The sequence below is a fragment of the Streptomyces sp. NPDC059443 genome (assembly GCF_042750105.1).
Lineage (GTDB): Bacteria > Actinomycetota > Actinomycetes > Streptomycetales > Streptomycetaceae > Streptomyces.
In genome coordinates this window covers 1-25957 of sequence record NZ_JBHYVM010000001.1, presented here as the reverse complement: position 1 = coordinate 25957, position 25957 = coordinate 1, and the positions used below count along the sequence as shown (strand labels likewise).

At 72.0% G+C, this 25957-nt stretch carries 22 protein-coding genes; 13 read left to right on the top strand and 9 right to left on the bottom strand.

What is annotated here, in order from left to right:
- The first annotated feature begins 238 nt into the window (after positions 1-238).
- The 6 genes from ACFXDJ_RS00110 to ACFXDJ_RS00085 all read left to right on the top strand — a co-directional run bounded on the left by ACFXDJ_RS00110 (position 239) and on the right by ACFXDJ_RS00085 (position 9946).
- Entirely contained in the window at positions 239-4426 is a 4188-nt protein-coding gene (locus tag ACFXDJ_RS00110; protein ID WP_384650504.1) for a ricin-type beta-trefoil lectin domain protein, read from the top strand.
- Positions 4427-4822: 396 nt separating this feature from the next.
- Positions 4823-6463: a sensor histidine kinase gene (locus ACFXDJ_RS00105; protein ID WP_384650502.1), complete on the top strand. Its 1641-nt coding sequence runs from the start codon at positions 4823-4825 to the stop codon at positions 6461-6463.
- Between the two features lie 17 nt (positions 6464-6480).
- Positions 6481-7140, top strand: coding sequence for a response regulator (locus ACFXDJ_RS00100; protein ID WP_384650535.1), 660 nt, complete (start codon positions 6481-6483; stop codon positions 7138-7140).
- A 43-nt stretch (positions 7141-7183) separates the two neighbouring features.
- The gene (locus tag ACFXDJ_RS00095) at positions 7184-8623 is read left to right on the top strand and encodes a DUF2252 domain-containing protein (RefSeq protein WP_384650500.1); all 1440 of its coding nucleotides are present in this window, start codon (positions 7184-7186) and stop codon (positions 8621-8623) included.
- A gap of 58 nt (positions 8624-8681) precedes the next feature.
- On the top strand, positions 8682-9536 hold the full coding sequence (locus tag ACFXDJ_RS00090; RefSeq protein ID WP_384650498.1) for a hypothetical protein: 855 nt from the start codon (positions 8682-8684) through the stop codon (positions 9534-9536).
- 65 nt (positions 9537-9601) lie between these two features.
- On the top strand, positions 9602-9946 hold the full coding sequence (locus ACFXDJ_RS00085; RefSeq protein WP_384650496.1) for a rhodanese-like domain-containing protein: 345 nt from the start codon (positions 9602-9604) through the stop codon (positions 9944-9946).
- A gap of 21 nt (positions 9947-9967) precedes the next feature.
- Here ACFXDJ_RS00085 and ACFXDJ_RS00080 read toward each other — a convergent pair whose 3' ends face one another.
- The 6 genes from ACFXDJ_RS00080 to paaA form a co-directional block, all read right to left on the bottom strand.
- Entirely contained in the window at positions 9968-11110 is a 1143-nt protein-coding gene (locus ACFXDJ_RS00080; protein ID WP_384650494.1) for an acyl-CoA dehydrogenase family protein, read from the bottom strand.
- Positions 11111-11206: 96 nt separating this feature from the next.
- Positions 11207-12358: a 2Fe-2S iron-sulfur cluster-binding protein gene (locus ACFXDJ_RS00075; protein ID WP_384650492.1), complete on the bottom strand. Its 1152-nt coding sequence runs from the start codon at positions 12356-12358 to the stop codon at positions 11207-11209.
- Complete coding sequence (paaD, locus tag ACFXDJ_RS00070; RefSeq protein WP_384650533.1) at positions 12359-12850, bottom strand: 1,2-phenylacetyl-CoA epoxidase subunit PaaD; 492 nt, start codon at positions 12848-12850, stop codon at positions 12359-12361. It abuts the gene before it with no gap.
- 11 nt (positions 12851-12861) lie between these two features.
- Positions 12862-13599 carry a 1,2-phenylacetyl-CoA epoxidase subunit PaaC gene (gene paaC, locus ACFXDJ_RS00065; protein ID WP_384650531.1) on the bottom strand — a complete coding sequence of 246 codons (738 nt, stop codon included), beginning with the start codon at positions 13597-13599 and terminating at the stop codon, positions 12862-12864.
- Between the two features lie 20 nt (positions 13600-13619).
- Positions 13620-13904: a 1,2-phenylacetyl-CoA epoxidase subunit PaaB gene (gene paaB, locus ACFXDJ_RS00060; RefSeq protein ID WP_030292728.1), complete on the bottom strand. Its 285-nt coding sequence runs from the start codon at positions 13902-13904 to the stop codon at positions 13620-13622.
- Positions 13901-14923 (bottom strand): 1,2-phenylacetyl-CoA epoxidase subunit PaaA, encoded by a 1023-nt coding sequence (gene paaA / locus ACFXDJ_RS00055; protein ID WP_384650490.1) that lies wholly within the window; start codon positions 14921-14923, stop codon positions 13901-13903. Before paaA ends, paaB begins: the two co-directional genes overlap by 4 nt.
- Positions 14924-15069: 146 nt before the next feature.
- Between paaA and ACFXDJ_RS00050 the strand changes: the two genes are divergently transcribed.
- Genes ACFXDJ_RS00050 through ACFXDJ_RS00040 form a run of 3 tightly spaced genes read left to right on the top strand, consistent with a single transcriptional unit; the run spans position 15070 to position 17839 of the window.
- On the top strand, positions 15070-15768 hold the full coding sequence (locus ACFXDJ_RS00050; protein ID WP_384650488.1) for a DUF5819 family protein: 699 nt from the start codon (positions 15070-15072) through the stop codon (positions 15766-15768).
- On the top strand, positions 15765-17054 hold the full coding sequence (locus tag ACFXDJ_RS00045; protein WP_384650486.1) for an HTTM domain-containing protein: 1290 nt from the start codon (positions 15765-15767) through the stop codon (positions 17052-17054). The genes ACFXDJ_RS00050 and ACFXDJ_RS00045 overlap by 4 nt, the downstream gene beginning before the upstream one ends.
- On the top strand, positions 17051-17839 hold the full coding sequence (locus ACFXDJ_RS00040) for a TrmH family RNA methyltransferase (protein ID WP_384650484.1): 789 nt from the start codon (positions 17051-17053) through the stop codon (positions 17837-17839). The genes ACFXDJ_RS00045 and ACFXDJ_RS00040 overlap by 4 nt, the downstream gene beginning before the upstream one ends.
- 3 nt (positions 17840-17842) lie before the next feature.
- On the opposite strand, the gene ACFXDJ_RS00035 is transcribed toward ACFXDJ_RS00040, so the two are convergent.
- Together ACFXDJ_RS00035 and paaN are read right to left on the bottom strand one after the other, a co-directional pair.
- Positions 17843-18907: a MerR family transcriptional regulator gene (locus ACFXDJ_RS00035; protein WP_384650482.1), complete on the bottom strand. Its 1065-nt coding sequence runs from the start codon at positions 18905-18907 to the stop codon at positions 17843-17845.
- A gap of 94 nt (positions 18908-19001) precedes the next feature.
- Positions 19002-20684 (bottom strand): phenylacetic acid degradation protein PaaN, encoded by a 1683-nt coding sequence (paaN, locus tag ACFXDJ_RS00030; protein WP_384650480.1) that lies wholly within the window; start codon positions 20682-20684, stop codon positions 19002-19004.
- A 157-nt stretch (positions 20685-20841) separates the two neighbouring features.
- Between paaN and ACFXDJ_RS00025 the strand changes: the two genes are divergently transcribed.
- Entirely contained in the window at positions 20842-22401 is a 1560-nt protein-coding gene (locus ACFXDJ_RS00025; RefSeq protein ID WP_384650478.1) for a 3-hydroxyacyl-CoA dehydrogenase, read from the top strand.
- Positions 22398-22985, top strand: coding sequence for a TetR/AcrR family transcriptional regulator (locus ACFXDJ_RS00020; protein ID WP_384650475.1), 588 nt, complete (start codon positions 22398-22400; stop codon positions 22983-22985). The genes ACFXDJ_RS00025 and ACFXDJ_RS00020 overlap by 4 nt, the downstream gene beginning before the upstream one ends.
- Positions 22986-23127: 142 nt before the next feature.
- On the opposite strand, the gene ACFXDJ_RS00015 is transcribed toward ACFXDJ_RS00020, so the two are convergent.
- A complete protein-coding gene (locus ACFXDJ_RS00015; RefSeq protein WP_384650473.1) occupies positions 23128-23697 on the bottom strand; it encodes an Lrp/AsnC family transcriptional regulator in 570 nt (189 codons plus the stop codon).
- A 178-nt stretch (positions 23698-23875) separates the two neighbouring features.
- Here ACFXDJ_RS00015 and pdhA point away from each other — a divergent pair, with 178 nt between their 5' ends.
- Both pdhA and ACFXDJ_RS00005 read left to right on the top strand, forming a co-directional pair.
- Positions 23876-25027, top strand: a complete 1152-nt coding sequence (gene pdhA / locus ACFXDJ_RS00010; protein ID WP_384650471.1) for a pyruvate dehydrogenase (acetyl-transferring) E1 component subunit alpha — start codon at positions 23876-23878, stop codon at positions 25025-25027.
- Positions 25024-25957: alpha-ketoacid dehydrogenase subunit beta (locus tag ACFXDJ_RS00005; protein WP_384847385.1), on the top strand; the 934-nt coding region annotated here is incomplete at its 3' end. The genes pdhA and ACFXDJ_RS00005, both read left to right, overlap by 4 nt.

Sequence of the window (25957 nt, the reverse complement as noted above, 5' to 3'; positions counted from 1 at the left end):
AAACAATGGCCGGAAATCGGCAATTCGGATCCATGATGACTCGATATCGGTGGGCGTTTGGTCCCTCTTAGGTGAATAGCCCCCATGGAATTCCCGGTTCCGAATTCCATACTGCCCGCCGTATGTCTGCGGGTGCTGTTAGCGTTCGCGCCCAGTTGTAAACACGACAGCAATGGGGAGTTTTGCCGTGGGGGGCATACGCAAAAGACAGAGACCTGCCGGGCGGCCGGTCGCACTGGTGGGGCTGGTCGCACTGGCCCTGTCCGCAGCAGCCATCGGGGCCGCACCGGGCGCCTTGGCCGCATCGGCAGTGGACGCGCCGGGTGCGCGGGGGGCGCAGAGTGCGCCGACACCGCCGGAGCGGCCGGCGACCGAGCGCGAGCGGGCGGAGGATGCGGCGCTGGCGGAGGCGAAGAGTACGGGCAAGCCCGTACCAGTACCCGCCTCGACGACCGAGACCGACACGGTGGTGGCCAATCCGAACGGCACCTTTGGCCTGACCCGCAGCGTCGGGCCGCGACGTACCAAGCGTGACGGGGCCTGGGTGGATCTGGACGCCACCCTCGTCAAGGTGCCAGACGGCACGCTCCGGCCGAAGGCCACGTCCAGCAAGCTGATCCTGTCCGGCGGAGGCACTGCTCCGCTCGCGATCCTGGATCAGGACGGCAAGCGGCTCGCCCTGAGCTGGCCCGAGCCGCTGCCCGCGCCCGCTCTCGACGGTGACAGTGCCGTCTACCGCGAGGTGGCCCCGGGCACCGACCTCAAGGTCACCGCCAACGAAGCCGGCGGCATCTCGCAGGTCCTGGTGGTCAAGTCCGCCGAGGCCGCAAAGGATCCGAAGCTCGCCAAGCTGACCATGGGGGTGAAGGGCGAGGGCGTCACTGTCTCCGCCGATGCCGGCGGCAGCCTGAAGGCCGCCGACGCCTCCGGCCGTACGGTCTTCCAGGCACCCACCCCCACCATGTGGGACTCCACCGCCGAGGTCAGGGCGCCGCTGGCCAAGTCCCCCGACACCACCAAGTTCTCGCAGGCCGCCATGGCCTTGCAAGCGGCTCCCGCTGCTACGGGCGGCGAAGCCGAAGGGGCAGTCTCGGACAGCGGCGGCCCTGGTGGATTCGCGAAGACCGCCCGGGTTCAGGCCGACCTCGGCAAGGACACCATCGCGCTGACTCCGAACCGGGCGTTCCTGTCCGATCCGGGCACGGCGTATCCCGTGTACATCGATCCGGCCTGGGTCCCCACCAGCCGCGGCACTCAGCACTGGGCGTGGGTCCAGTCTGCCTCGGCTTTCCGTGACACGGCCCACTACGACGACTATGGGAACAAGTACGACCCCGGCGTCGGCGTCCAGCGCTGGAACTCCCCCACGGGCCTGGAGCGCTACTACGCCCAGGTGAGCACCGAGGATCTCGGCGACAAGATCATCAAGAGCGCTTCGTTCTTCGCCACCCAGTCCTACGCCGCCGACCACGGCTGCTCCAACACCCACGACGTCGTCCTGCACGCCACCGACACCCTGGGTTCCGGCACCACATGGAACAACCAGCCCGGCGACTGGGGAGTGCTCGGCACCAGCTCGCTCAACAGCGCGGGCGGCGCGGGCTGCTCCGGCTCCACCACGCGCGGCGAGTGGGACGTACGCCAGCACCTGGCCGACCAGCAGTGGCGCGGCAGCCTCACCTTCGGCCTGTTCTCCGCCGAGGAGTCCCAGAGCGGCAGCATCGGCTTCAAGCGGTTCACCCGCGACAGGAACAACCTGCCGTTCCTGTACATCGAGTACAACCGGCCGCCGGCCCCGCCGTGGTCACTCGCCATGAGCCCGGAGCCGAAGAACGCGAACGGCAACGGCTGCGGCTGGGTCGGCGCCACCGCCTACGCCGGTATGAGCATCAGCGCGTGGATCGGTGATCCGGACAGTGGTCAGACGGTCGATGCCCGCTTCGTCGTCAAGGACACCGCCGGTGGCGCGCTGGCCTACGACAGCGGTTGGGGTAATGCGGCTACCGGCAACCACTTGGCAACTGCGTACCCCAACAACCTCTCCGACGGCCACTCGTACTACTGGCTCGTGATAGCCGGAGACGGTGACACCAGCTCCAACTGGGTTACCGGCTGTACCTTCACCATGGACACCCAGCCGCCGTCCGTGCCGGTGGTCACCTCGGCGGAGTACCCGCCGTCGGGGACTCTGCCAGGCTCGGCCAAGTACATCGGCCAGGCCGGCACGTTCACGGTGAAGTCGGCGGACACTCTCAGCGGTGTCCTGTACTACGAGTGGGCCTTCAACTCCGCCATCCCGGTGGGAGGCGCCAACCGTATCGACGCCGCCGCCGACGGCAGCGCCTCCATCCCGCTGACCCCCACCACCTGGGGCACCAACGTCCTGCGCGTCCAGTCCGTGGACCGGGCCGGCAACCGCTCACAGCCCCAGACGTACACCTTCTACGTCCCCGACAACCCGAACGCCAAGACCACACTCGGCGACATCACGGGCGACGAACGCGTCGACTTCATCGCCCCGTCCGACAACGGTGACCTGATCGTCTACCCGACCGCCACCGACCCGGCCGCAGGCGGGATCCTCGCCTCCGACAAGGCCAACAGCCCCGGTGGCAAGGGCTGGGGAGACGGGACCTTGACCACTCACCGCGGTGGCAACGGCATCCGAATCGATGACCTGTGGACCTACCGCGAAGGGGAACTCACCCTCTACCGCAACTCCCTCACCCAGGGCGGCCTCGCAGCCAACGGCGGCCTCTACTACAGCACCGCCAAAGCCCTGGCTGTCAACCGCCCGTCTGCCGCCACCTGCACCGTGGCCACGACGGGCCAGCCCTGCGGCACCGAATACGCTTCGAACTGGAGCCGGGTCAAGCAGATCCTCGCCGTCGGCGACGCTCTGCCAGAAGCAGGCATCGCACCGCGCAACGACCTCCTCACCGTAGAGAACAACGGCACGGGCCTCTCGCAGCTGGTGCTGTTCCAGGGAGCGGGCTCAGTCGGATCCCTGCGCGACCCGGTCGCCCTGGTCCTCAGTGCCTCCGGCTGGGACAACCTCACCCTCATCGCCCCCGGTGACGTCACCGGTGACGGCCTGCCCGACCTGTGGGCCCGCGACAACGCCACCGGCGACCTCTACCAGTACGCCAACGAGGCCGGGAACCCCGCGGCTCTCGGTGACCACACCAAGCGCACCAAGATCGGTTCTGGTGTCACCGCCGCCTCCTTCCCGGTGATCGGCTCCTCCGGTGACACCAGCGCCGACGGCATCCCCGACCTATGGGCCCTCGACGGCCAGCACCGGCTGCGTACCTGGAACGGCATCGCCACCAGCGGCAAGGTCACTGGCTTCCGGACCCCCACCACCATGGGCGACGCCCGTATCTCCACCTCCCACTGGAAGCTGAACGAGGGCACCGGCACCACCGCCGCCGACCTGCGAGGCCGGCTCGCCGCCACTGTCAGCCCCACCGGCGCCACCTGGGCCGACGACACCGTCGCCGGTACCCCGACCAAGGTCATCGACTTCGACGGCACGGCCGGCACGGTCACCGCCGCCGGACCGGGCGTCGACACCACCCGCAGCTTCACCGTCTCCGCCTGGGTCAGGTCCGACAAGCCCGCCCCCTTCCTCAGCCAGGACGGGCTGCACACCAGCGGCTTCAGCCTCTGGCACCACGATGACGGCACCTGGCGGTTCGGGATGGCGAAGAAGGACGACGACACCTGGACCTACGACCAGACCAGCACCATGAACGCGGCCGCCACCGTACAGACCGGGGTGTGGACCCAGCTCACCGCGAGCTACGACGACACCACCGGTCTGATGGCCCTGTACGTCAACGGCACCCTCGCCGGCACCGGACACCACCCCAAGGCCAACGTCTGGAACGCCACCGGGCCGCTGGTCCTGGGCCGCTACAAGAACGCGAGCCAGCCGGCCGCCTACTTCGACGGCCGGATCAGCAACGTCACCCTCTACAACCACTCCACCGTCCCCTCCGCCACCACCACCAAGCTGGTAACGGCCGCGAGCGAGGCGAAGTGCGTGGACGACGACAACGCGAGCAACGCAAACGGAACCCGCATCCAGCTCTGGACCTGTTACGAGGGCATTCCGGCTCAGCAGTTCGAGATCCGTGAGAACGGCGAGCTCCGCGTCGTCGGCAAGTGTGTGGATGCCACCTCCGGCGGGACCGCGAACGGCACCCCGATCCAGCTCTACGACTGCAACAGCAGCGGATCCCAGCAGTGGCTGCCCACCGCCACCAGCGGCTTCTACAACCCGCAGTCCGGCCGCTGCATCGACCTCCCCGACACCCGGACCGAAAACGGCAACCGACTCCAGCTGTGGGACTGCTACAACATCAACGCACAACACTGGAACGCCCCGGGCCTTGCATCCCCTCTGGGAACCACCAGCTGACCCCGGCCACCCCCGTACGAGACGGGCCGCCGCTGACGGCAGCCACTGGGAAATGATCTAGATCAGCGCGGGAAACGATTTCCACAGGCCCCCGTGTACGTCCTGATCAGGAAGTTTCGTCGGTGCGCCACTTTGAGAAGAACCCCCGCTTCGGAGAAATCCGAAGTGGGGGTTCTTTGTTGTGCCCGGGTTGGCGGGGTGTGGGTGTGGCGCCCGTCTCAGTAGATGACCGGGCGCGCGGCCGGGGTGCGCCGGGAGACTTTCGTCGGGCGGGGCGCGACGAAAGAGGGCGGTGCGGGGCGGGGGGTGGTGTCTAGGGTCGGGCGCGTGGATGTGACGGCGAGAACGCGTGCGGGATGGGACTGGCTCAGGGGACCCGAGCCCTGGACCCGGCGGATGCTTGCCGGGGACCTGGCGATCGCCGGGGTACTGGTGCTGCTCGGGCTGGGCGTGGAGGAGCTCGACAAGGGGTCCTCGGCGCGGATGCTGGCCGGCATCGCGGCCGTGGTGGTGCTGACCCTGCTGCGGCGGCGGCTCCCGGTGTTCACGCTGGTGGTCGGCTCGGCGGTGGGCGTGTACCTGCCCGTGGCCTTCCTGGTGGCGATCCCGCTCGGCTGGTCGGCCGGGCGGCGCATCGTCGGGGCCGGACGGGCGCTCGGCGCCTTCACCGGTGCCTTCGTCGCGGCCGTGGTCCTCAATGTGGTCAAGGAGTGGCCGCAGGGCCGGCCGGTCCTGATCATCGTCGTCGGCACGCTGATCTTCCTGGCCATGGTGGTCATGCCCGGTCTGGCCAGCCGCTACTGGTCCCAGCGCCGTACGCTGCTGCGCGCCCTCCAGGAGCGCAACGCCCAGCTGATGCGCGAGCGGGCGATGATCGCCGGCCAGGCCCGGCTGCGCGAACGCCAGCGCATCGCCCAGGACATGCACGACAGCCTCGGCCACCAGCTCGCGCTGATCTCGGTGCACACCGGTGCGCTGGAGGTCGATCCGGTGCTGACCGACCGGCAGCGCGAGGCGGTGGGAGTGCTGCGGCAGGCCTCCGTCGCCGCCATGCACGAGCTGCGCGAGGTCGTCGGCATCCTGCGCGACGGGGTGGAGGCGCCGGCGCCCGTGGAGGAGGCGCAGCCGGCCGCGCGCGGGGTGGCGGGCATCGCCGGGATCGTGGAGGCGGCCCGGAGCGCGGGGACCGACGTACGGCTCACCACGGAGGGGGCGCCGAGGCCGCTGGTCGCGGCGTGCGACCACGCGGCGTACCGGATCGCGCAGGAGGCCCTGACCAATGCCTACAAGCACGCTCCGGGCGCTTCGATCACGGTGGAACTGCGGTACGAGGACGACTCGCTGGTGGTGGAGATCGCCAACGGCCCGGCGGCCGGCCCGGGTCCCGGCGAGGTGGTCTCCGGCGGGCAGGGACTGACGGGGCTGCGCGAACGGGCCCGGCTGGTCGGCGGGATGGTCTACGCGGGGGCGGTGGAGGGCGGCGGCTTCCGGGTGGCCGGGGTGCTCCCGTACGGGACGGAGCCGGCCGGGGCCCAGGAGACCGGGACGGAAGCGGCCGGGTCGGGCGAGATGGCCGACGACTTCGGCCAGCAGCTGCGGGCGCACATGTTGGTCCGCGGCGGGGCGCCGATGGACTGGGCGGCCGTCGACCGGGAACTGATGCGCGGACGCAGCCGGTTCGGAGGTGCGGCGCTGGGCTGCGGGATCGCGGTCGCGGCCCTGGTGGTGCTGCTGATCGTGCTCGGGGCCGTGGTGGCGCTCTTCGCGGGCTCGGTGGGCGATGCGACGATCAGCCGGTCCGACTACGACGGCATCCGGGTGGGTGAGCCGGAGAGCGCGGTGCGTTCGCGGTTGCCCAGCGGGGACAGCATCCTGACCCAGGGGCTGGACCGGAAGGGACCGCCCCGCCCGGAAGGGTCCACGTGTCTGGCCCTGGTGGAGGACGAGGACACCGAACTGACCACCACCAGTGTTTTCCGTTTCTGCTTCAAGGACGGCAAGCTCGTCGAGAAGCAGGCGTACCGGACCAAGTCGTAGGAGCACGGGTGACAGGGGTGACGGCCAGGGTGATCCGCGTGGTGATCGCCGATGACGAGCCGCTGATCCGGGCCGGGATCCGGATGATCCTGACGTCGGCGGCCGACATCGAGGTGGTCGCGGAGGCTGCGAACGGCCGGGAAGCCGTCGAACTCGCCCGCGCGCACGCGCCGGACGTGATGCTGCTGGACATCCAGATGCCCGTGATGGACGGGCTGACGGCCCTCGCCGAACTGGGGCGTTCGGCGCCGGAGGTACGGGCGCTGATCCTGACCACCTTCGGGGAGAAGGAGAACGTGCTGCGCGCGCTGAGCGGGGGCGGCGCCGGGTTCCTGCTGAAGGACTCGGCACCGGGCGAGCTGATCGGCGCGGTCCGCGCGGCGGCGGCCGGGGACGCCTACCTGTCCCCGGCGGCGACCCGGCACGTGGTGGACCAACTGGCGTCCGGGCAGTCCGCGGGCCGCACCGAGCAGGCGCGGCGCAAGGTGGCCGGGCTGAGCGAGCGCGAGCGCGGGGTACTGGCCCTGCTGGGCGAGGGGCTATCGAACGCGGACGCGGGCCGGCGGCTCCACATGAGCGAGGCGACGGTGAAGACGTACGTGAGCCGGATCCTGGCGAAGCTGGAGTGCGAGAACCGGGTCCAGGCGGCCCTGCTGGCCAGGGACGCCGGGCTCTAGATACGGTCGGGCCCGAACCAATGGTGATCAGGGGGCGGGCGGCATGACGGCGGTACCGGAACAGCGCGTGGTGGAACCGGAGTCGAAGGATCGGATACCGGTGGTCGGGGGCTTCGCGCCGCGGTTCGCCGTGGGACGGGCCGCCGGTTCGCCGAGGGAGGCCGGCAAGGCGCTGCGCACGCGCGTACCCCGGTCGGCGCACGCGCACTTCGAGGCTCCGGGCGACCGCCCCGACGCGGTGCGGGCGGTGGAGGAGTCCAATGTCGGCCGGGTCGCCGAACTGGCGCCGATCCGGGTCGGGCGGATGGCCGCCAACCCCTTCGCCTTCCTGCGCGGGTCGGCCGGACTGATGGCGCACGACCTCTCCGGCGGCCCGGTCACCGGGATCGGCGCGCAGATCTGCGGAGACGCCCACGCGGCCAACTTCGGCCTGTACGGGGACGCGCGCGGCCGGCTCGTCATCGACCTCAACGACTTCGACGAGACCGTCTTCGGCCCGTGGGAGTGGGACCTCAAGCGGCTGGCCACCTCGCTGGTGCTGGCCGGCCGGGTGGCCGGCGCGGACGAGGACACCTGCCGGGCGGCCGCGCTGGACTCGGTCGGCGCCTACCGCCGCACGATGCGGCTGCTGGCCAAGCTGCCGTCCCTGGACGCGTGGAACGCCATCGCGGACGAGGAACTGGTCTCGCACACCGACGCCCGGGACCTGCTGGGCACGCTGGAGCGGGTCTCGGAGAAGGCCCGCAACAACACCTCCGCCCGGTTCGCCGCGAAGTCCACCGAGGTCACGCCTGACGGTGGCCGGGCCTTCGTGGACGCGCTGCCGGTGCTGCGCAGGGTCGGGGACGGGGAGGCGGCGGCCGTGGCGGCCGCGCTGGGCCCGTACCTGGAGACGCTTCAGGGGGACCGTCGGCCGCTGCTGGCCCGGTACGCGATCCACGACGTGGCCTTCCGCGTGGTGGGGACCGGCAGCGTCGGAACCCGCTCCTACGTGGTGCTGCTGCTGGACCACCGCGGCGATGCGCTGGTCCTCCAGGTGAAGGAGGCCCGGCCCTCGGCGCTGCTGCCGCACCTGCCCGGTCTCGGCTTCGTCTCGCCTCCGGAGGAGCACGAGGGCCGCCGGGTGGTGGCCGGCCAGAAGCAGATGCAGGTGGTCTCGGACATCCTGCTGGGCTGGACGACGGTGGAGGGGCGGCCCTTCCAGGTCCGCCAGTTCCGCAACCGCAAGGGCAGCGTGGACCCGGCGGCGCTGGCCGTCGACCAGATCGACGACTACGGGCGGATGACCGGGGCCCTGCTGGCGCGGGCCCACGCGCACAGCGCGGATCCGCGGCTGCTGGCCGGGTACTGCGGGAAGAACGACGAGCTGGACGAGGCGATGGCAGCCTTCGCCGTGACCTACGCCGACCGGAGCGAGGCCGACCACGAGGTCCTGGTGGCGGCGGTGCGGTCCGGGCGGATCGCGGCGGAGATGGGCGTCTGACCCGTCAGAGCGATGTTTCACGTGAAACACCCGGGCGGCCGGGCCTTAGGCTGGCCGGGTGAGCGAGCAGACAGTCCCCGAAGCGTCCGAGCCCCAGCCCGGCCCCGGCCCCGGTGCCGACGCGCGCCCCGAGGCGCGCCTGGAGCGTGCCGTGCGGGCCGCCGAGCAGGCGCTGATCGAGTTCGAGATCGCGGTGGAGACCTTCCGGGTGGAGGTGGAGAACTTCTCCCGCCTGCACCACCAGAAGCTCGGCCCGATGTACTCGCGGCTCGACGAGCTGGACGCGCTGATCGCCGAGGCGAAAGCGGCGAGCACCGGGGACGCGGAAGACCTGCGCCGTGCGCGCGACGCCCGCTCGCTGGTGATGCCGATGCCCGGGGTGGACGAGCTGTTCCACGACTGGCTGGACTCGGACGGGCTGTCCGACGACGCTTCCGCGATGCTCACCGACCGCGCGGTGCGGCCCCCGGAGCGGGTACGCCCGTCGGAGGAGGTGCGCCGGCTCTACCGCGAGCTGGTCCGCAAGGCGCATCCGGACCTGGCCCGGGACGAGGCCGAGCGCGCGCGGCGCGAGGAGTTCATCGTGCGGGTGAACGCGGCCTACGGACGCGGCGAGGAGCAGTTGCTGCGCGAGCTCGCGCAGGAGTGGGCGGCCGGCCCGGCGCCGGCCGCGGCGCGGCTGAGCGAGAGCGAGGAGCTGTACGAGCGCCTGGAGTGGCTCTCGCGGCGCAAGGAGCTCCTGTCGCTGGTCGCCAAGGAGCTGGAGGACGGTGCGATCGGGTCGATGCTCCGGATGGCTCCCGAGGACCCGGACCGGCTGCTGGAGGAGATCGCCGAGCAGCTGCTCGGCGATGTCGCGAAGCGCGAGGCGGAGCTGGCCGAGCTGGTCGCGGGGCTGTCCTCAGGGCAGTAGGGACACCGCGCAAGGCCCGTCGGATAGGTTGGTTCACCTATCCGTGACGAGAGAAGGCGACAGTTATGAACTCCGGACCGCTTCCTTCGGTGGCCGCTTCCGCACTGCCCTCCGAAGCCCTTGTCCTCGACGTTCGCGAGAACGACGAATGGGCGGCCGGTCACGCCGAGGGTGCGCTGCACATCCCGATGAGCGAGTTCGTGGCGCGCATCGGTGAGCTGACCGAGAAGATCGAGGACGACCGTCCGGTCTACGTGATGTGCCGGGTCGGCGGGCGCTCCGCCCAGGTGGCCCAGTACCTGCGGGGCCAGGACATCGACGCCGTGAACGTGGACGGCGGCATGCAGGACTGGGAGGCCGCGGGCCGCCCGGTCGTCACCGACGCGGGCGCCCCGGGCTTCGTCGTCTGACGAGCGGGTCGGGCGGGCCGCTCAGGCGAGGGGGTGGGCGGCCAGCAGGTCGCCCAGCGCCTCCTCGTGGGCGGCGGCCGGGCCCAGCTGGAGCTCCAGCTGCTTGGCCCAGGCGTGGTAGCGGTGCAGCGGGTAGTCGGTGTCGGCGCCGAAGCCGCCGTGCAGGTGCTGCGCGGTCTGCACGACGCGTCGTACGCCCTCGGAGGCCCAGATCTTGGCCACCGCCACGTCCCCGGCGCTCGGCAGCGGGCCGCCCGCTCCGCCCGTCGAGGCGTCGAGCCGCCAGGCGGCCTGCCAGAGGGTGACCTCCATGGCGCGCAGGTCGATGTAGCGGTCGGCGGCCTGGACGGCGACCGCCTGGAAGGTGGCCACGGGGAAGCCGAACTGCTCGCGCTTGCTGGTGTACTGGCTGGTCATGGTGAGGACGCCCTCGCCGAGGCCTAGCGCGAGCGCGCAGGTCCCGGTGGCGAGCAGCTGCCGCAGGTGGTCCCAGGCGCCGGCCGCTTCGACGAGGTGCGTGGCCGGCACCCGTACGCCGTCGAGGGTGACCTCGGCGAGCCGCTCCCCGCTGGTGGAGTACTGCTCCGCGAGGGTCAGGCCTTCGGCACCCCGGGGGACGAAGGCGAGGACGGCCCCGCCCTCCCCGGTGTGGGCCGGTACGGCGATCCAGTCGGCGCTGTGCGCCCACGGGACGGCCGTCTGGAGGCCCTCCAGGGTCCACGTGCCGCCTTCGCGGCGCGCGGTGACGGCCAGTTCCGCCGGGTCGTGGCCGCTGCGGCCGTGCGCGGCGGCGGTGAGGACGAGCGTGCCGTCCCCGGCGCCTGGCAGCAGGGCGGCGGCCAGTTCGGGGCCGCCGTGGGCCTGGACGGCCATGGCGGTGGCGCAGTGCTCCAGGAGCGGCACCCGGGCCAGTACCTTCGCGGCCTCGCGCAGCACCAGGCACAGGGCGATGGCGTCGAGTCCGGCGCCGCCGTGCTCCTCGGCGAGGACCAGGCTCAGTAGGTCGGAGGCGGCGAGCTTGGCCCAGAGCGGGCGGTCGAACTCCTCGGCGACGGCCCGCGGGGTGAGGGCGGGGCTGGGCACGCTGTCGGGGGCGACGTCCGCGAATACGGCCTTGGCCGCCTCGACGGCGGCCTGCTGTTCCTCGGTGAAGGTGAAGTCCACTGCCTGTCCTCCCGCGTGCCCGGAACGTGCTCTGTCTGACGGTGCGCCAAGATAGAACACGTTCCTGAAATTGGACAGGCATGCGCGGTCGGCCGCTCAGCGGTCGAAGTCGATCTCCACTTCCTCCGACACCGGGTGCGACTGGCAGGCCAGCACGAACCCGGCCTCCGTCTCCGTCTCCTCCAGCGCGAAATTGCGGTCCATCCGCACCTCGCCGGTCACCAGGAACGCCCGGCAGGTGCCGCACACCCCGCCCTTGCAGGCGTACGGGGCATCCGCGCGGGCCCGCAGCACCGCGTCGAGCAGGGACTCGCCCTCCCGGACCGGCCAGGTGCCCGAGCGGCCGTCGAGCCGCGCCGTGACCCGGCCGTGGGTGGCGGCGGCCGAGGCCACGGGCGCCGGCGGGGCGGTGTCCTCGACGTGGAAGATCTCCTCGTGGACCCGGGTCCGCTCCACGCCGAGCGCGGCCAGTGCCTGCTCCGCGCCGGTCACCAGCCCGTACGGTCCGCACAGGAACCAGCCCGTCACCTCGGCGACCGGGAGCAGCGCGGGCAGCAGTGCCGTCAGCCGCTCCTCGCCGAGCCGGCCCGAAGGCAGCCCGGCGTCCTGCTCCTCCCGAGAGAGCACGGTGACCAGCTGGAACCGGTCGGGATAGCGGTCCTTGAGGTCGGCCACCTCCTCCAGGAACATCGTCGAGGCGGCGCTGCGGTCGCTGCGCACCAGGCAGAACCGGGCATCGGGCCGGGCCGCGAGCAGGGTGGCGGCGATCGACAGCACCGGGGTGATCCCGCTGCCGCCGACGATCGCCGCGTAGTGCGCGGCGGGCGGCGCCGCGGCCGGATCCAGGATGAACCGGCCGGCCGGGACCATCACGTCCAGGGCGTCTCCGGCGGCGATCTCCTTGTGCGCGAACGAGGAGAACTCCCCGCCCTCCACCAGGCGCACCCCGACCCGCAGCGCCGAGGGGCCCGGCCCGTCGGCCGCCGGGGCGGGGGAGCAGATCGAGTACGTACGGCGGACCTCCGCCCGGCCGGAGCCGTCGAGGGGGCCGCGGCGCAGGGTGAGGTGCTGGCCGGGGGCGTGCCGGTACTCGTCGCTCAGCTCGGGCGGCACGGCCAGGGTCAGGGCCACGGAGTCCTCGGTGAGCCGGTCGACCGCCGCCACCGTCAAGGTGTGGAACGCGCCGTGGCGCGCGGGGCGCGCCGGGCTCGCGGACCCCGGGGTGGGCGACGGCGGGGACGCGGCCATCTACAGCTCCTTGAAGTGGTCGAACGGTTCACGGCAGGCGACGCAGCGACGCAGCGCCTTGCACGCGGTGGAGGAGAACCGGCTGAGCAGCTCGGTGTCGGGCGATCCGCAGTGGGGGCAGCGGACCGACAGGGTGAGCGGAACCGGTCCGCCCGCGGCGTGCGGCCGCGGCGGGGCGATGCCGAACTCGGCCAGTTTGCGGCGGCCTTCGGCGCTGATGTCGTCGGTGGACCAGGCGGGGGCCAGCACGGTCCGCACGGTGACGCCCGGTATCCCGTGGTCGGTCAGGACCCGCTCGATGTCCGCGGACATGGCCTCGATGGCCGGGCAGCCGGTGTAGGTGGGGGTGAGGGTGACCTCGACATGGCCGTCCTCGCGCATCCGCACCCCGCGCATCACACCGAGCTCGGCGAGGGTGAGCACGGGCAGCTCGGGGTCGGGGACGGAGCCGGCCAGCTCGGCCAGCTCCACCTCCAGCCGGGTCTGCTCCATGCCGGTGCCGGTCACCACGACGCCCCCGGGTGGCTGCGGTGCAGGTGCTGCATTTCGGCGAGCAGCCGCCCGAACGACTCGGTGTGCAGTCCCTGACGTCCCGCTCCGGCGGCCCAGGCCCCGCTGCGGGGCCCCTCCGGCAGCGCCAGCCCGGCCCGCTCCAGTACGTCGCCCAGCGCGGCCAGCCAACGGCCTTCCAGGGCGGCCCAGTCGATGGCGTCGATGCCGTTGGGCCTGTCGGTCCCGTCGGTCCCCTCCAGCCCGGGCACGGGCTGGAACATCTCGCCGGTGTACTTCCACAGCCCGTCCAGCCCGGCCCGCATCCGGGCCCGGCTCTCCTCGGTGCCGTCGCCGAGCCGCAGCGTCCACTGCTCGGCGTGGTCGACGTGGTACGCCGTCTCCTTGACCGCCTTGGCGGCGAGCGGCGCGAACGGGCCTTCGCCGCGCTCCAGTTCCCCGTAGAGCTCGTGCTGGTAGAGCGAGAAGTAGAGCTGGCGCGCGATGGTGTGGGCGAAGTCGCCGTTGGGCTGCTCCACCAGCTGGAGGTTGCGGAAGGACCGCTCCTCGCGCAGGTACGCCAGCTCGTCCTCGTCTCCGGCCATCGACAGCAGGACGCGCGCCTGGCCGAGGAGGTCGAGGGCGATGTTGGCGAGCGCGACCTCCTCCTCCAGGACCGGGGCGTGGCCCGCCCACTCGCCGAGGCGGTGGGAGAGGATCAGCGCGTCGTCACCGAGGCAGAGGGTGGCCATTTGGACCACATCGGTGCTGGTCACAGGTGGTGCACCCCCTCGGGGATCTCGTAGAAGGTGGGGTGGCGGTACGGCTTGTCGGCGGACGGGGCGAAGAACGGGTCCCGCTCGTCCGGGGAGGAGGCGGTGATCTCCGTGGAGGGCACCACCCAGATCGAGATGCCCTCGCCGCGCCGGGTGTAGAGATCGCGGGCGTTGCGCAGGGCCATCTCCGCGTCGGGGGCGTGAAGGCTGCCCGCGTGCGTGTGCGAGAGGCCGCGCCGCGAGCGGACGAACACCTCCCACAGGGGCCAGTTCTGCGTCATACCCGAGCCTCGCTTCCGGTGCTTGCGGTGGATCCGTTCGCCGCTGAATGCTTCTGTGCGTACGCCGCGGCCGCGTCGCGCACCCAGGCGCCTTCCTTGTGCGCCGCGCGGCGCTGACCGATCCGCTCCTCGTTGCACGGGCCGTTGCCCTTGAGCACGTCCCAGAACTCGGCCCAGTCGATCGCGCCGAAGTCGTGGTGCCCGCGCTCCTCGTTCCACTTCAGGTCCGGGTCGGGCAGGGTCAGGCCCAGCGCCTCGGCCTGGGGGACGGCTATGTCCACGAAGCGCTGGCGCAGTTCGTCGTTGGAGTGGCGCTTGATCCGCCAGGCCATCGACTGCGCCGAGTGCGCGGACTCCCCGTCCGGCGGGCCGAACATCATCAGCGAGGGCCACCACCACCGGTCGACGGCGTCCTGCGCCATCGCGTGCTGCGCCTCGGTGCCCTTGGAGAGGGCCATGAGCAGTTCGAAGCCCTGCCGCTGGTGGAAGGACTCCTCCTTGCAGATCCGGACCATGGCCCGCGCGTACGGCCCGTAGGAGCAGCGGCAGATCGGGACCTGGTTGGTGATCGCCGCGCCGTCCACGAGCCAGCCGATCGCGCCGACGTCGGCCCAGGTCAGCGTGGGGTAATTGAAGATCGAGGAGTACTTCTGCTTGCCGGCGTGGAGCTTGTCGAGCAGCTCGTCGCGGCTGGTGCCGAGGGTCTCGGCGGCGCTGTACAGGTACAGGCCGTGGCCGGCCTCGTCCTGGACCTTCGCCATCAGGATCGCCTTGCGGCGCAGGGAGGGCGCGCGGGTGATCCAGTTCGCCTCGGGCTGCATGCCGATGATCTCGGAGTGGGCGTGCTGGGCCATTTGGCGGACCAGGGAGGCACGGTATTCGTCGGGCATCCAGTCGCGCGGCTCCACGCGCTCGTCGGCCGCGACGGCCGCGTCGAATGCCGCCGCGAGCTGCGTGCCGAGGTCGTCCGTCACGCCGATGCCCGCTTCCCGCCCCGCTTCCGGGGTCACTGCCACCATCACGGCCCCCTGTCAGAGAGTCTTTTTCCGCCTCGTCCCGACCGACCGACCGATCGTTCGGTTCATGCTCTTCAATGGTGGGACGACGGCCCGTAGGGTGTCAACCTCTGTGGTCAACCCTGTGGACGCCGGATGATCGGGGCGGGATGGATTCGAACGGGCACGAGCCCCCGGCAGACGACGTCCCGCCCCCGTCCAGGGCGCCCGGAATCGCCGGTCTGTCCGCCCCGTACCGGGTCGTCACGGCCCTGGCCCTGAAGGTCGTGGCGATCGGCGTCTGCTGGCACCTGGGGCTGGTCTTCCTGCACGTGGCCCCGTCCAACACGCTGAGCAAGCAGCACGCGCGGATGGTCGACGACTGGATCTATCCCGAGTTCGAGCAGAACTGGAAGCTCTTCGCGCCCAACCCCCTCCAGCAGAACATCGGGGTCGAGGTGCGCGTGGAGGTCCGGACCGCGGAGGGCGACCTGGTGACCAGCAACTGGCGCGGGCTGTCCAGCGAGGACGGCGAGGCCATCCGGCACAGCCTGCTGCCGAGCCACACCGAGCAGAACGAGGTCCGGCGCGCCTGGGACTTCTTCACGGCCTCCCACGACGACGACAACAAGTCGAACGGCGAGCGCGGCGACCTCGCGGAGCAGTACCTGCGGCGGATCGCCCTGGAGCGGCTGAAGGTCAGGACGGACGCGGACACCTCCACGGGCAAGGCCGCGCACCTCGCCGAGGGCCGGATCGTACGGATCCAGCTGCGGGGGGCGACGAAGGCGGTGGCCGCGCCGAAGTGGTCCGACGAGAAGACCGACACCGAGACGTCCTACCGGGAGCTGCCGTGGTGGACGGTGTGAGCGACGGAGTCCGCGCCGCGAGCGGTCCGGGTGGTCCGAGCGGTCCGGGCGGTCCGGGTGGTCCGAGCGGCCTCCGGGGCGCCCGCGCCGCCGCCGGCCGGGCGCTGGCCAAGGTCAGCGGGCAGTCGCTGGGCCCGTACCAGAGCGCCGTGGTCCGCATCGGCTTCTCCGCCACCTGGCTGTTCTTCCTGCTGCGCGAGTTCCCGAACCGGCACGAGCTGTACGGACCGGACGGGCCCTGGAGCTGGGAGCTGGCGGAGCGGCTGATCGCCTGGAACCACGCCTTCACGGTGCTGATGTGGTCGGACTCGACGCTCTGGTTCGAGATCGTCTACGCCGTGTCCGTGCTGGCGAGCGCGCTGCTGATGCTGGGCTGGCGGACGCGGGCGACCTCCGTGGTGTTCATGATCGGGGTGCTCTCGCTGCAGAACCGCAGCGTCTTCATGGGCGACGGCGGGGACAACGTCATCCACCTGATGGCGATCTACCTCGTCCTGACCCGCTGCGCCCAGGTGTGGTCGCTCGACGCCGCCCGCGCCCGCCGCCTCGGTACGGCGTCGGCCGGGCGGGCGGGGCCGGTGCTGTGGGCCGTGCTCGGCGCGGTGTTCGCGTACGGGGTCGTGACCGGCCGCTTCGGCCCGGTCTGGCTGTCGGCCTTCGCGGCGCTGTGGGTGGTCGCGGCACTGTGGTGGATGGTCGACCGCTACGAGCCGCAGGGCGAGGGCCGGGCGGTCCTGGACGTGCTGGCGAACCTGCTGCACAACGCGGGGATGCTGGTGATCACGGCGGAGGTCTGCCTGATCTACGCCACGGCGGGCTGGTACAAGATCCAGGGCTCGCGCTGGCAGGACGGCACGGCGCTGTACTACCCGCTGCGCCTGGACTACTTCACCCCGTGGCCCGAGGTGTCCGGCCTCCTGGCGAGCAGCGGCACGCTGGTGATGCTGCTGACGTACGGCACGGTCGCGGTCCAGGTGGCCTTCCCGTTCACGCTGTTCAACCGGCGGATCAAGAACGTCCTGCTGGTCCTGATGATGCTGGAGCACGCGGGGATCGCGGTGCTGCTGGGCCTGCCGTTCTTCTCGATGGCGATGATCGCCGCCGACGCGGTGTTCCTGCCGACGGCGTTCTTGGTCTGGCTCGGCGCGCGGGTCTGCGCACGGGTCGCCGCGCGCTGGCCGGCCCGCGGTCTGCCGATTCCGGGTCCGGGTCCGGGGTCGGGGTCGGAGGTGGACCCGGGGACGGAACCTGACGCCGGGCAGCGGACCGTAGGCTCGGTGGCATGAGTGAGCAGCACGAGACTTCCGACGGCACCGAACGGCAGTGGCGGGAGGCCGCCGCGCGGGAGGACCTCGTGCTCCTCGACGGGTTCCACGCGCTGAAGCACGCCCTGCGCTTCGGGGCGGACGTGCTGGTCGCCGTCGCCGACGATCCGGACGCCGTACGGGGCCTCGCGCACGAGCTGGCTCCGGACGTCGAGGACGAGGTGGCCCGGCTGGTGCTCCGGGCTCCGCTCAAGGGGCTGCTGGGCCGGGTCCATCCCACCGGGGTGGCGGCCCTGGCGGTCCGGCCCGACCGGGGCGAGGGGCGGGCGCGGCTCGACGCGATGCCCAGGACGGCCCCGGTGGTCGTGCTGGACAACCCCCGCAACCTCGGCAACGTGGGCGCGGTCGTCCGGCTGGCCGCCGGCTTCGGCGCCACCGGCGTCGTCACCCGTGGCGACCTCGACCCCTGGCACCCCAACGTGGTCCGCGCCGGGGCGGGGCTGCACTACGCCACCACCGTCGATCGGGTGGACATCGACTCCCTGCCGCCCGGACCGCTGTACGCGCTCGACCCGGAGGGCGAGGACATCCGTGCCCTCACCCTCCCGGACGACGCCCTGCTCGCCTTCGGCTCCGAACGCCACGGGATCTCGCCCGAGCTCCGCACCCGCGCCGATCACCTGGTGTCCCTGCCGATGCGTCCGCAGGTCTCCAGCTACAACCTGGCCACCAGCGTGGCCATGACCCTCTTCCACTGGGGCGGCCCTGGGCCGGGGCCCGATGCGGACCCGCACGAGGCCCCGTAGGACTCAGGCGTCCAGCGCGACCGGCATCAGGAGCGAGAAGGCGTCCTCGGTGTCGGGGCGCAGGAGGACGAGGGGGGCCTTGGGGCCCACGTACTCCAGCAGCAGTTCGTCGCCGGCGGCGAGCGCGTCGAGCAGGAACGCGGGGTTGACCCCCACCCGGTCCCCGGCCCGGTCGCCAGCGCGGTCGTCGGCGCGGTCCTCGTCGCCGACGGTCACCTCGTCCGTCAGGACGAGGACGCACACGTCGGTGTCCTGCTCGGCGAGGGCGCGGCGCAGGGCGTCGCGCAGCGCCGGTACGTCCAGGGTGAGGCGGCGGCCCTCGGGCAGCCGGGTGAGGCGGCGGTAGTCGGGGAAGTCCTCGCCGAGGCTCCGGCCGGCGACCTGGCGGCCCTGGGTTTCCAGCTCCACCTTGTCCCCGTCGACGGTGAGGAGGGCCGGGGCGCCCTCGCTCAGCAGGGCGCGCATCGCGTCCACGAGCGGGGTGGGCACGGTCACCTGGATCCGGTCGCCGCCGTGGCCGGTGGTGGAGGCGCGGGCGACGGCCATGCGGTAGCGGTCCGTGGCCACCACGTGGAGGGCCTCGCCCTCGATGTCGAAGTGGATCCCGCCGAGGACGGGCAGCTCGGGGTCGGTTCCGGCGGCGAAGCGCACGGCGTCCAGCGCGGCCGCGATCTCGGCGCCCGGCACGGTCAGCCGGGTGGTGGCGGTGCTCATGGTGGTCATGGAGGTCTCCTTGTGTCCGAGTAGCGCTCGTACCGTGGAGAACTCTTCGCGGGCGTCGGCCAGCCCCTGTTCGAGCCGGCGCAGGTGCCCGTCCAGCAGCCGGGGCACCAGGCCGGTGTCCCCGCCGGACCAGGCGGCCAGGACCAGCCGGATGTCCGCCAGGGGCATCCCCGACCGCCTCAGCCGGGCCAGCAGCCGGGCCTCGTCCAACTGCTCGGGCGCGTACCAGCGGTACCCGGTCACCGGATCCACCCAGGCGGGCACCAGGACGCCCGCGCGGTCGTAGAACCGCAGGGCGCTCACGCCCAGCCCGCTGGACCGGCCCATCTCGCCGATGCCACGCATGTCGCTCTCCACACCGACGACTCTGGGACCTCCACCAGGTCGAGGGTCAAGCGGGCCCGCCGCCACCACGGCCGGGCCCGCTTGTCGGTCACCCTCAGGCCTGGCGGCGGACCTCCACCACGCGGAAGCGGTTGGACACGAAGGCCCCGTCGCACAGCGCGGCGTTCGCCGCCGGGTTGCCGCCCGAACCGTGGAAGTCCGAGAAGGCCGAGGTCTGGTTCACATAGACCCCGCCCGTGAGGTTGAGCGAGAGCTGCGCCGATTCTTCCAGGCAGACCTCTTCGATGGCCCGCTCGGTGTCCGCGGACGTGGTGTACGCCCCGACCGTCATCGCGCCCTTCTCGCGGACCGTGCGCCGCAGCAGGTCGAGCGCGTCCGCCGTGGAGTCGACCGCCACCGCGAAGGAGACCGGGCCGAAGCACTCCGAGAGGTACGGGGCCTGCGGGTCCTGCTTGGCCGAGTCCAGCTTCACCATCACCGGGGTGCGGACCACCGCGTCCGGGAACTCCGGGTTGACCACCTCGCGCGAGGCCAGCGCGACCTCGCCGAGCCCGGCTGCCGCCTCCAGGCGGGCCTTGACGTCCGGGTTGACCAGCGCGCCGAGCAGGGCGTTGGCCCGCGTGTCGTCGCCGAGCAGGCCGCCGACCGCGCCCGCGAGGTCGGAGACGACCTCGTCGTACGTCTTGTGGCCGGCGTCCGTGCCGATGCCCTCGCGCGGGATCAGCAGGTTCTGCGGGGTGGTGCACATCTGCCCGCTGTACAGGGACAGGGAGAAGGCCAGATTGGACAGCATGCCCTTGTAGTCGTCGGTGGAGTCGAGGACGACGGTGTTGACGCCCGCCTTCTCGGTGTAGACCTGCGCCTGGCGGGCGTTGGCCTCCAGCCAGTCGCCGAACTCCGTGGACCCCGTGTAGTCGATGACCTTGATCTCGGGGCGCAGGGCGAGGGTCTTGGCGATGCCCTCGCCCGGCCGCTCCACCGCCAGCGCCACCAGGTTCGGGTCGAAACCGGCCCGTGCCAGGACCTCGCGGGCCACCTGGACGGTGAGCGCCAGCGGGAGCACGGCGCGCGGGTGCGGCTTGACCAGGACCGGGTTGCCCGTGGCGAGGGAGGCGAAGAGCCCCGGGTATCCGTTCCAGGTGGGGAAGGTGTTGCAGCCGATCATCAGGGAGATGCCGCGCGGGACGGCCGTGAAGGTCTTCCCCAGCTCCAGGGGGTCCTTCTTGCCCTGCGGCTTGGACCAGTCGGCCTGGCCGGGGACCCGGGTCTGCTCCTCGTACGCATAGGCCACGGCCTCCAGGCCGCGGTCCTGCGCGTGCGGGCCGCCCGCCTGGAAGGCCATCATGAAGGCCTGGCCGCTGGTGTGCATGACGGCGTGCGCGAACTCGTGCGTCCGGGCCGAGATCCGCGACAGGATCTCGATGCAGACCAGGGCGCGCGCCTCGGGGCCCGCGTCCCGCCAGGCGCCCATGCCGGCGCGCATCGCGGGCAGCAGGACGTCCGGGTCCACGTGCGGGTACTCGACGCCCAGCTCCGGGCCGTACGGGGACACCTCGGAGCCCGTCCAGCCGTCGGTGCCGGGCTGCCCGAGGTCGATCCGGGTGCCGCGCAGCGCCTCGAAGGCGGCGAGGCCGTCGGCGGGGGCGGTCTCCCCGTACGCCTTGGGGTGCTCGGGATGCGGGGACCAGTAGGCGCGGCTGCGGATGGTGGCCAGCGCCTGGTCCAGGGTCGGCCGGTGCTTGTCGGACAGCTGGGGGACGGTGAGCTCGGCGGCCATCAGGGACCAACTCCTCGTTGAGCCGGGCGGGATCAGGCGATCGGGTCGGGCAAGAAGGGATGAAGAAGAGCAGACTGGAGTTAGAGTAACCGAACGATCGGTCGGGACAAGAGGGCCCGGCAGGCCTGTGGAAAAGCCCGTGCGGGAGGATCTGGTCATGACAGCAATCGAGCGGTCCCGCACAGTGGCGGTCGTCGGCGCCGGCACCATGGGACAGGGCATCGCCCAGGTCGCCCTTCTCGCAGGTCACCGCGTGCTGATCTACGACATCAACGCCTCGCTCGCCGCCGACGCCGTCGGTTTCGTGCAGGACCGCGTCGAGCGGATGGCCGCCAAGGGCAGGCTGGATCGGGCCGAGGCCGAGGACGCGATCGGCCGAATCGATTCGGCGGCCGGGCTGTCCGGGCTCTTTGAGGCCGCTCTCGTCATCGAGGCGGTCGTCGAGGACGTCGCCGTCAAGCGCGCGCTGTTCGCGGCGCTCGAAGAGGTGGTTTCGCCGGACGCGCTGCTGGCCACCAACACCTCCTCCCTCTCCGTCACCGAGCTCGCCGCCGGCCTCGCGCACCCCGGCCGCTTCCTCGGCCTGCACTTCTTCAACCCGGCCCCGCTGCTCCCGCTGGTCGAGGTGGTCTCCGGATTCGCCACCGACCCGGCCGCCGCCGACCGCGCGTACGGCACCGTTCTCGGCTGGGGCAAGACCCCGGTCCGCTGCGCCGACACCCCGGGCTTCATCGTCAACCGGATCGCCCGCCCCTTCTACGCCGAGGCCTTCGCGGTGTACGAGGAGCAGGGCGCCGACCCGGCCACCATCGACGCCGTGCTCCGCGAGAGCGGCGGCTTCAAGATGGGCCCCTTCGCGCTGACCGACCTGATCGGCCAGGACGTCAACGAGGCCGTCACCCGCTCCGTGTGGGAGTCCTTCTTCCGCAGCCCCAAGTTCACCCCCTCGCTCGCGCAGCGCCGCCTGGTCCAGTCGGGCCGCCTCGGCCGCAAGTCCGGCCACGGCTGGTACCCGTACGGCCCGGAGGCCACCGCCCCGGCCCCGCACACCGCCGGCCCCGAGGAGGCGCCCGCGAAGGTCACCTTCGTCGGCGACCTCGGGCCCGCGGCCGCCCTGGCCGACCTCGTCGAGGAGGCCGGGATCGCGGTCACCGCCACGGAGCACGGGGGCCCGTACATCCAGCTCCCGGGCGAGGGCCAGCTCGTGCTCGCCGACGGCAAGACCTCGGTCGAGTTCGCGGACGTCGTCTACTTCGACCTCGCCTTCGACTACCGCGACGCCACCCGGATCGCGCTCTCCGCCAGCGAGGACACCAGCGAGCGGACCCTCTCCGAGGCCATCGGCCTGTTCCAGAAGCTGGGCAAGAAGGTCTCCGTCATCGGCGACGTCCCCGGCATGATCGTCGCCCGTACCGTCGCCATGCTGATCGACCTCACCGCCGACGCCGTGGCGCGCGGGGTGGCCGGTGCCGAGGACATCGACACGGCGATGCGGCTCGGGGTCAACTACCCGATGGGCCCCGCCGAATGGCACGACCGGCTCGGCCGCGACTGGGCCTACGACCTGCTGCACCACCTCGACGAGCGCTGCCCGGGCGGGCGGTACGCGCCTTCGCTGGCGCTGTACAAGCTGGGCTACGCGGCGGGGGACGACGACGAGGGCGCGGACGAGGGCGCGGACGAGACGGACGCCTACGACGAGGGGGAGACGGAATGACGACGGCCAAACGGGACACGTACACACCCGAGACGCTCCTCTCGGTCGCCGTCCAGGTCTTCATCGAGCGGGGCTACGACGGCACCTCGATGGAGCACCTCTCCAAGGCCGCGGGCATCTCGAAGTCCTCGATCTACCACCACGTCGCGGGCAAGGAGGAGCTCCTCCACCGCGCCGTCAGCCGGGCTCTGGACGAACTCTTCGCGGTCCTGGGGGAGTCCGGGGCGGTACGGGGCCGCGCGGTCGAGCGGGTCGAATACGTCACGCGCCGCACGGTCGAGGTCCTCGTCGCGGAACTCCCCTACGTGACGCTGCTGCTGCGCGTCCGCGGCAACACCCGCACCGAGCGCTGGGCGCTGGAGCGCCGCCGCGAGTTCGACCACCAGGTCGCGGACCTGCTCAAGGCCGCCGCCGCCGAAGGCGACCTGCGGGCCGACGTGGACATCCGCCTGGCCACCCGGCTCCTCTTCGGCATGGTCAACTCCCTGGTCGAGTGGTACCGCCCGCACCCGGGCACCACCCCCGACCAGCTCGCGGACGCCGTGGTCAGCATGGCCCTGGACGGCCTGCGCACCCAGCGCTGACCCCTACGGACGGTAGAGCTTCCGGGCGCAGGGCCCGTTTCCCGGCGGAGCCCCGGGCCGAGACGACGCCGTGCCGGCGCAATGGGGACGAGGCCGGTCGGGTGGAGGCCGGGCGGGGGCTCGTGGGGCGTTGCCATGCGGCCTAGTCCTCGGTGATCGTCGGGGTGCCGGGGGGTGCGTTCGGGTCCAGGAGGTCCGATTCCTCGAAGACCAGCAGGGTGCGGGTGGACAGGACCTCCGGGATGGACTGGAGGCGGGTCAGGACCAGCTCGCGCAGGGTGCGGTTGTCCGGGGTGTGGACCAGCAGCAGGACGTCGAAATCGCCGCTGACCAGGGCGATGTGGGCGGCGCCCGGGAGCTCGCGGAGCTGCTCGCGGACCGTGCGCCAGGAGTTCTGGACGATCTTCAGGGTGATGTAGGCGGAGGCGCCCTGGCCGGCCCTCTCGTGGTTGACGCGGGCGGTGAAGCCCCGGATCACCCCGTCGTCGATGAGCCGGTTGATGCGGGCGTAGGCATTGGCCCGGGAGACGTGGACCTGCTCCGCCACGGAACGTATCGAGGCGCGGCCGTCCGCTTGCAGCAACCGCACGATCGAACGGTCGATCGGGTCCAGGGGACGGGGTGGGACCTGCGGCCCCCCAGGGGGGCTTACCGGGGGTACCGGTCCGGCGCCCGTCCCCGAACCCGCTCCGGCCATTTGTTCATCCGCCATCGCCCGTTGCCTGCCTCTCCTGGACGTCCTGCACCCATACCAGGGCGTCGTCGCCACTTTGTCCACAGCCTGGAGCCGCCTGTAGCCAAATTGCGCAGACAACCGAACAATCGGTAGGTGAGGGGCCTCACACCCGGGGCTTTCTCTGCCCGCTTCCCACGAGGAGGTGTACACCGCCATGACGGTCCAAGAGCTGCCCGGTGCCGGTGCGTCCCACCGCTCCACCCAGCCGCCCGCCTGGAGGCCCCGTACGGATGCCGCCCCGCTGCTCCCGGACCCCGAGCCGTACCGGGTGCTGGGCACACCGGCCGCCGACCGGCTCGACCCCGAGCTGATGCGCCGGTGCTACGCCGAGCTGGTGCGCGGCCGCCGCTACAACGCCCAGGCCACCGCCCTCACCCGGCAGGGCCGACTGGCCGTGTATCCGTCCACCGTCGGACAGGAGGCGTGCGAGATCGCCGCGGCCCTCGTCCTGGAGGACCAGGACTGGCTCTTCCCGAGCTACCGCGACACCCTCGCGGCCGTGGCCCGCGGACTGGACCCCGTGCAGGCGCTGACCCTCCTGCGGGGCGACTGGCACACCGGGTACGACCCGCGCGAGCGCCGGATAGCCCCGCTGTCGACCCCGCTCGCCACCCAGCTGCCGCACGCGGTCGGCCTGGCTCACGCCGCCCGGCTGCGCGGCGACGACGTGGTCGCCCTCGCCATGGTCGGCGACGGCGGCACCAGCGAGGGCGATTTCCACGAGGCCATGAACTTCGCCGCCGTCTGGCAGGCGCCGGTCGTCTTCCTCGTCCAGAACAACGGCTTCGCGATATCGGTCCCGCTCGCCAAGCAGAGCGCCGCCCCGACCCTGGCCCACAAGGCCGTGGGGTACGGGATGCCCGGCCGCCTCGTCGACGGCAACGACATCGCCGCCATGCACGAGGTGCTGTCCGAGGCGGTCCGGCGGGCCCGGTCGGGTGGCGGACCCACCATGATCGAGGCCGTCACGTACCGAATAGAGGCCCACACCAACGCCGACGACGCCACCCGCTACCGGGGCGACGCCGAGGTCGAGGCCTGGAAGGCCCACGACCCGGTCCAGCTGCTGGAGCGCGAGCTGACCGCGCGCGGGCTGCTGGACGAGGCCGGCATCCAGGCCGCCAAGGACGCGGCCGAGGCGATGGCGGCGGAGCTGCGGGACGCGATGAACGCGGAGCCGGTGCTGGACCCGATGGACCTGTTCGAAAACGTCTACGCGGAGCAGACCGGCCGGCTGCGCGAACAGGCCGCCATGCTGCGCGCCGAGCTGGACGCGGCCGAGCCGGAAGAGGAGGACCCGTCATGACCACGGTGGCGGCGAAGCCGACGACCACGAAGCCGGCCACCATGGCGCAGGCCCTGAACCGGGCGATGCGCGACGCGATGGCCGAGGACCCGACGGTCCACGTCATGGGCGAGGACGTCGGGGCGCTCGGCGGCGTCTTCCGGATCACGGACGGGCTCGCGAAGGAGTTCGGCGAGGACCGCTGCACGGACACCCCGCTCGCCGAGGCCGGGATACTCGGCGCGGCGGTCGGCATGGCCATGTACGGGCTGCGGCCCGTGGTGGAGATGCAGTTCGACGCGTTCGCCTACCCGGCCTTCGAGCAGCTGATCTCCCACGTCGCCAAGATGCGCAACCGCACCCGCGGCGCGATGCCGCTCCCGATCACCATCCGGGTGCCGTACGGCGGCGGGATCGGCGGAGTCGAGCACCACAGCGACTCCTCCGAGGCGTACTACGTGGCGACCCCCGGGCTCACGGTCGTGACCCCGGCGACGGTCGAGGACGCGTACGGGCTGCTGCGCGCCTCGATAGCCAGCGACGACCCGGTGATCTTCCTGGAGCCGAAGCGGCTCTACTGGTCGAAGGCCGAGTGGTCGCCGGACGCCCCCTCGGCGGTGCCGGGCATCGGCAAGGCGCTCGTCCGGCGGACCGGCACGAGCGCGACGCTGATCACCTACGGGCCTTCGCTGCCGGTCTGCCTGGAGGCGGCCGAGGCGGCGCGCGAGGAGGGCTGGGACCTGGAGGTCGTGGACCTGCGCTCGCTGGTCCCGTTCGACGAGGAGACCGTCGTGGCCTCCGTACGCCGGACCGGGCGCGCGGTCGTGGTCCACGAGTCCGGCGGCTTCGGCGGGCCGGGCGCGGAGATCGCCGCCCGCGTCACCGAGCGGTGCTTCCACTACCTGGAGGCGCCGGTGCTGCGGGTGACCGGCTTCGACATCCCGTATCCGC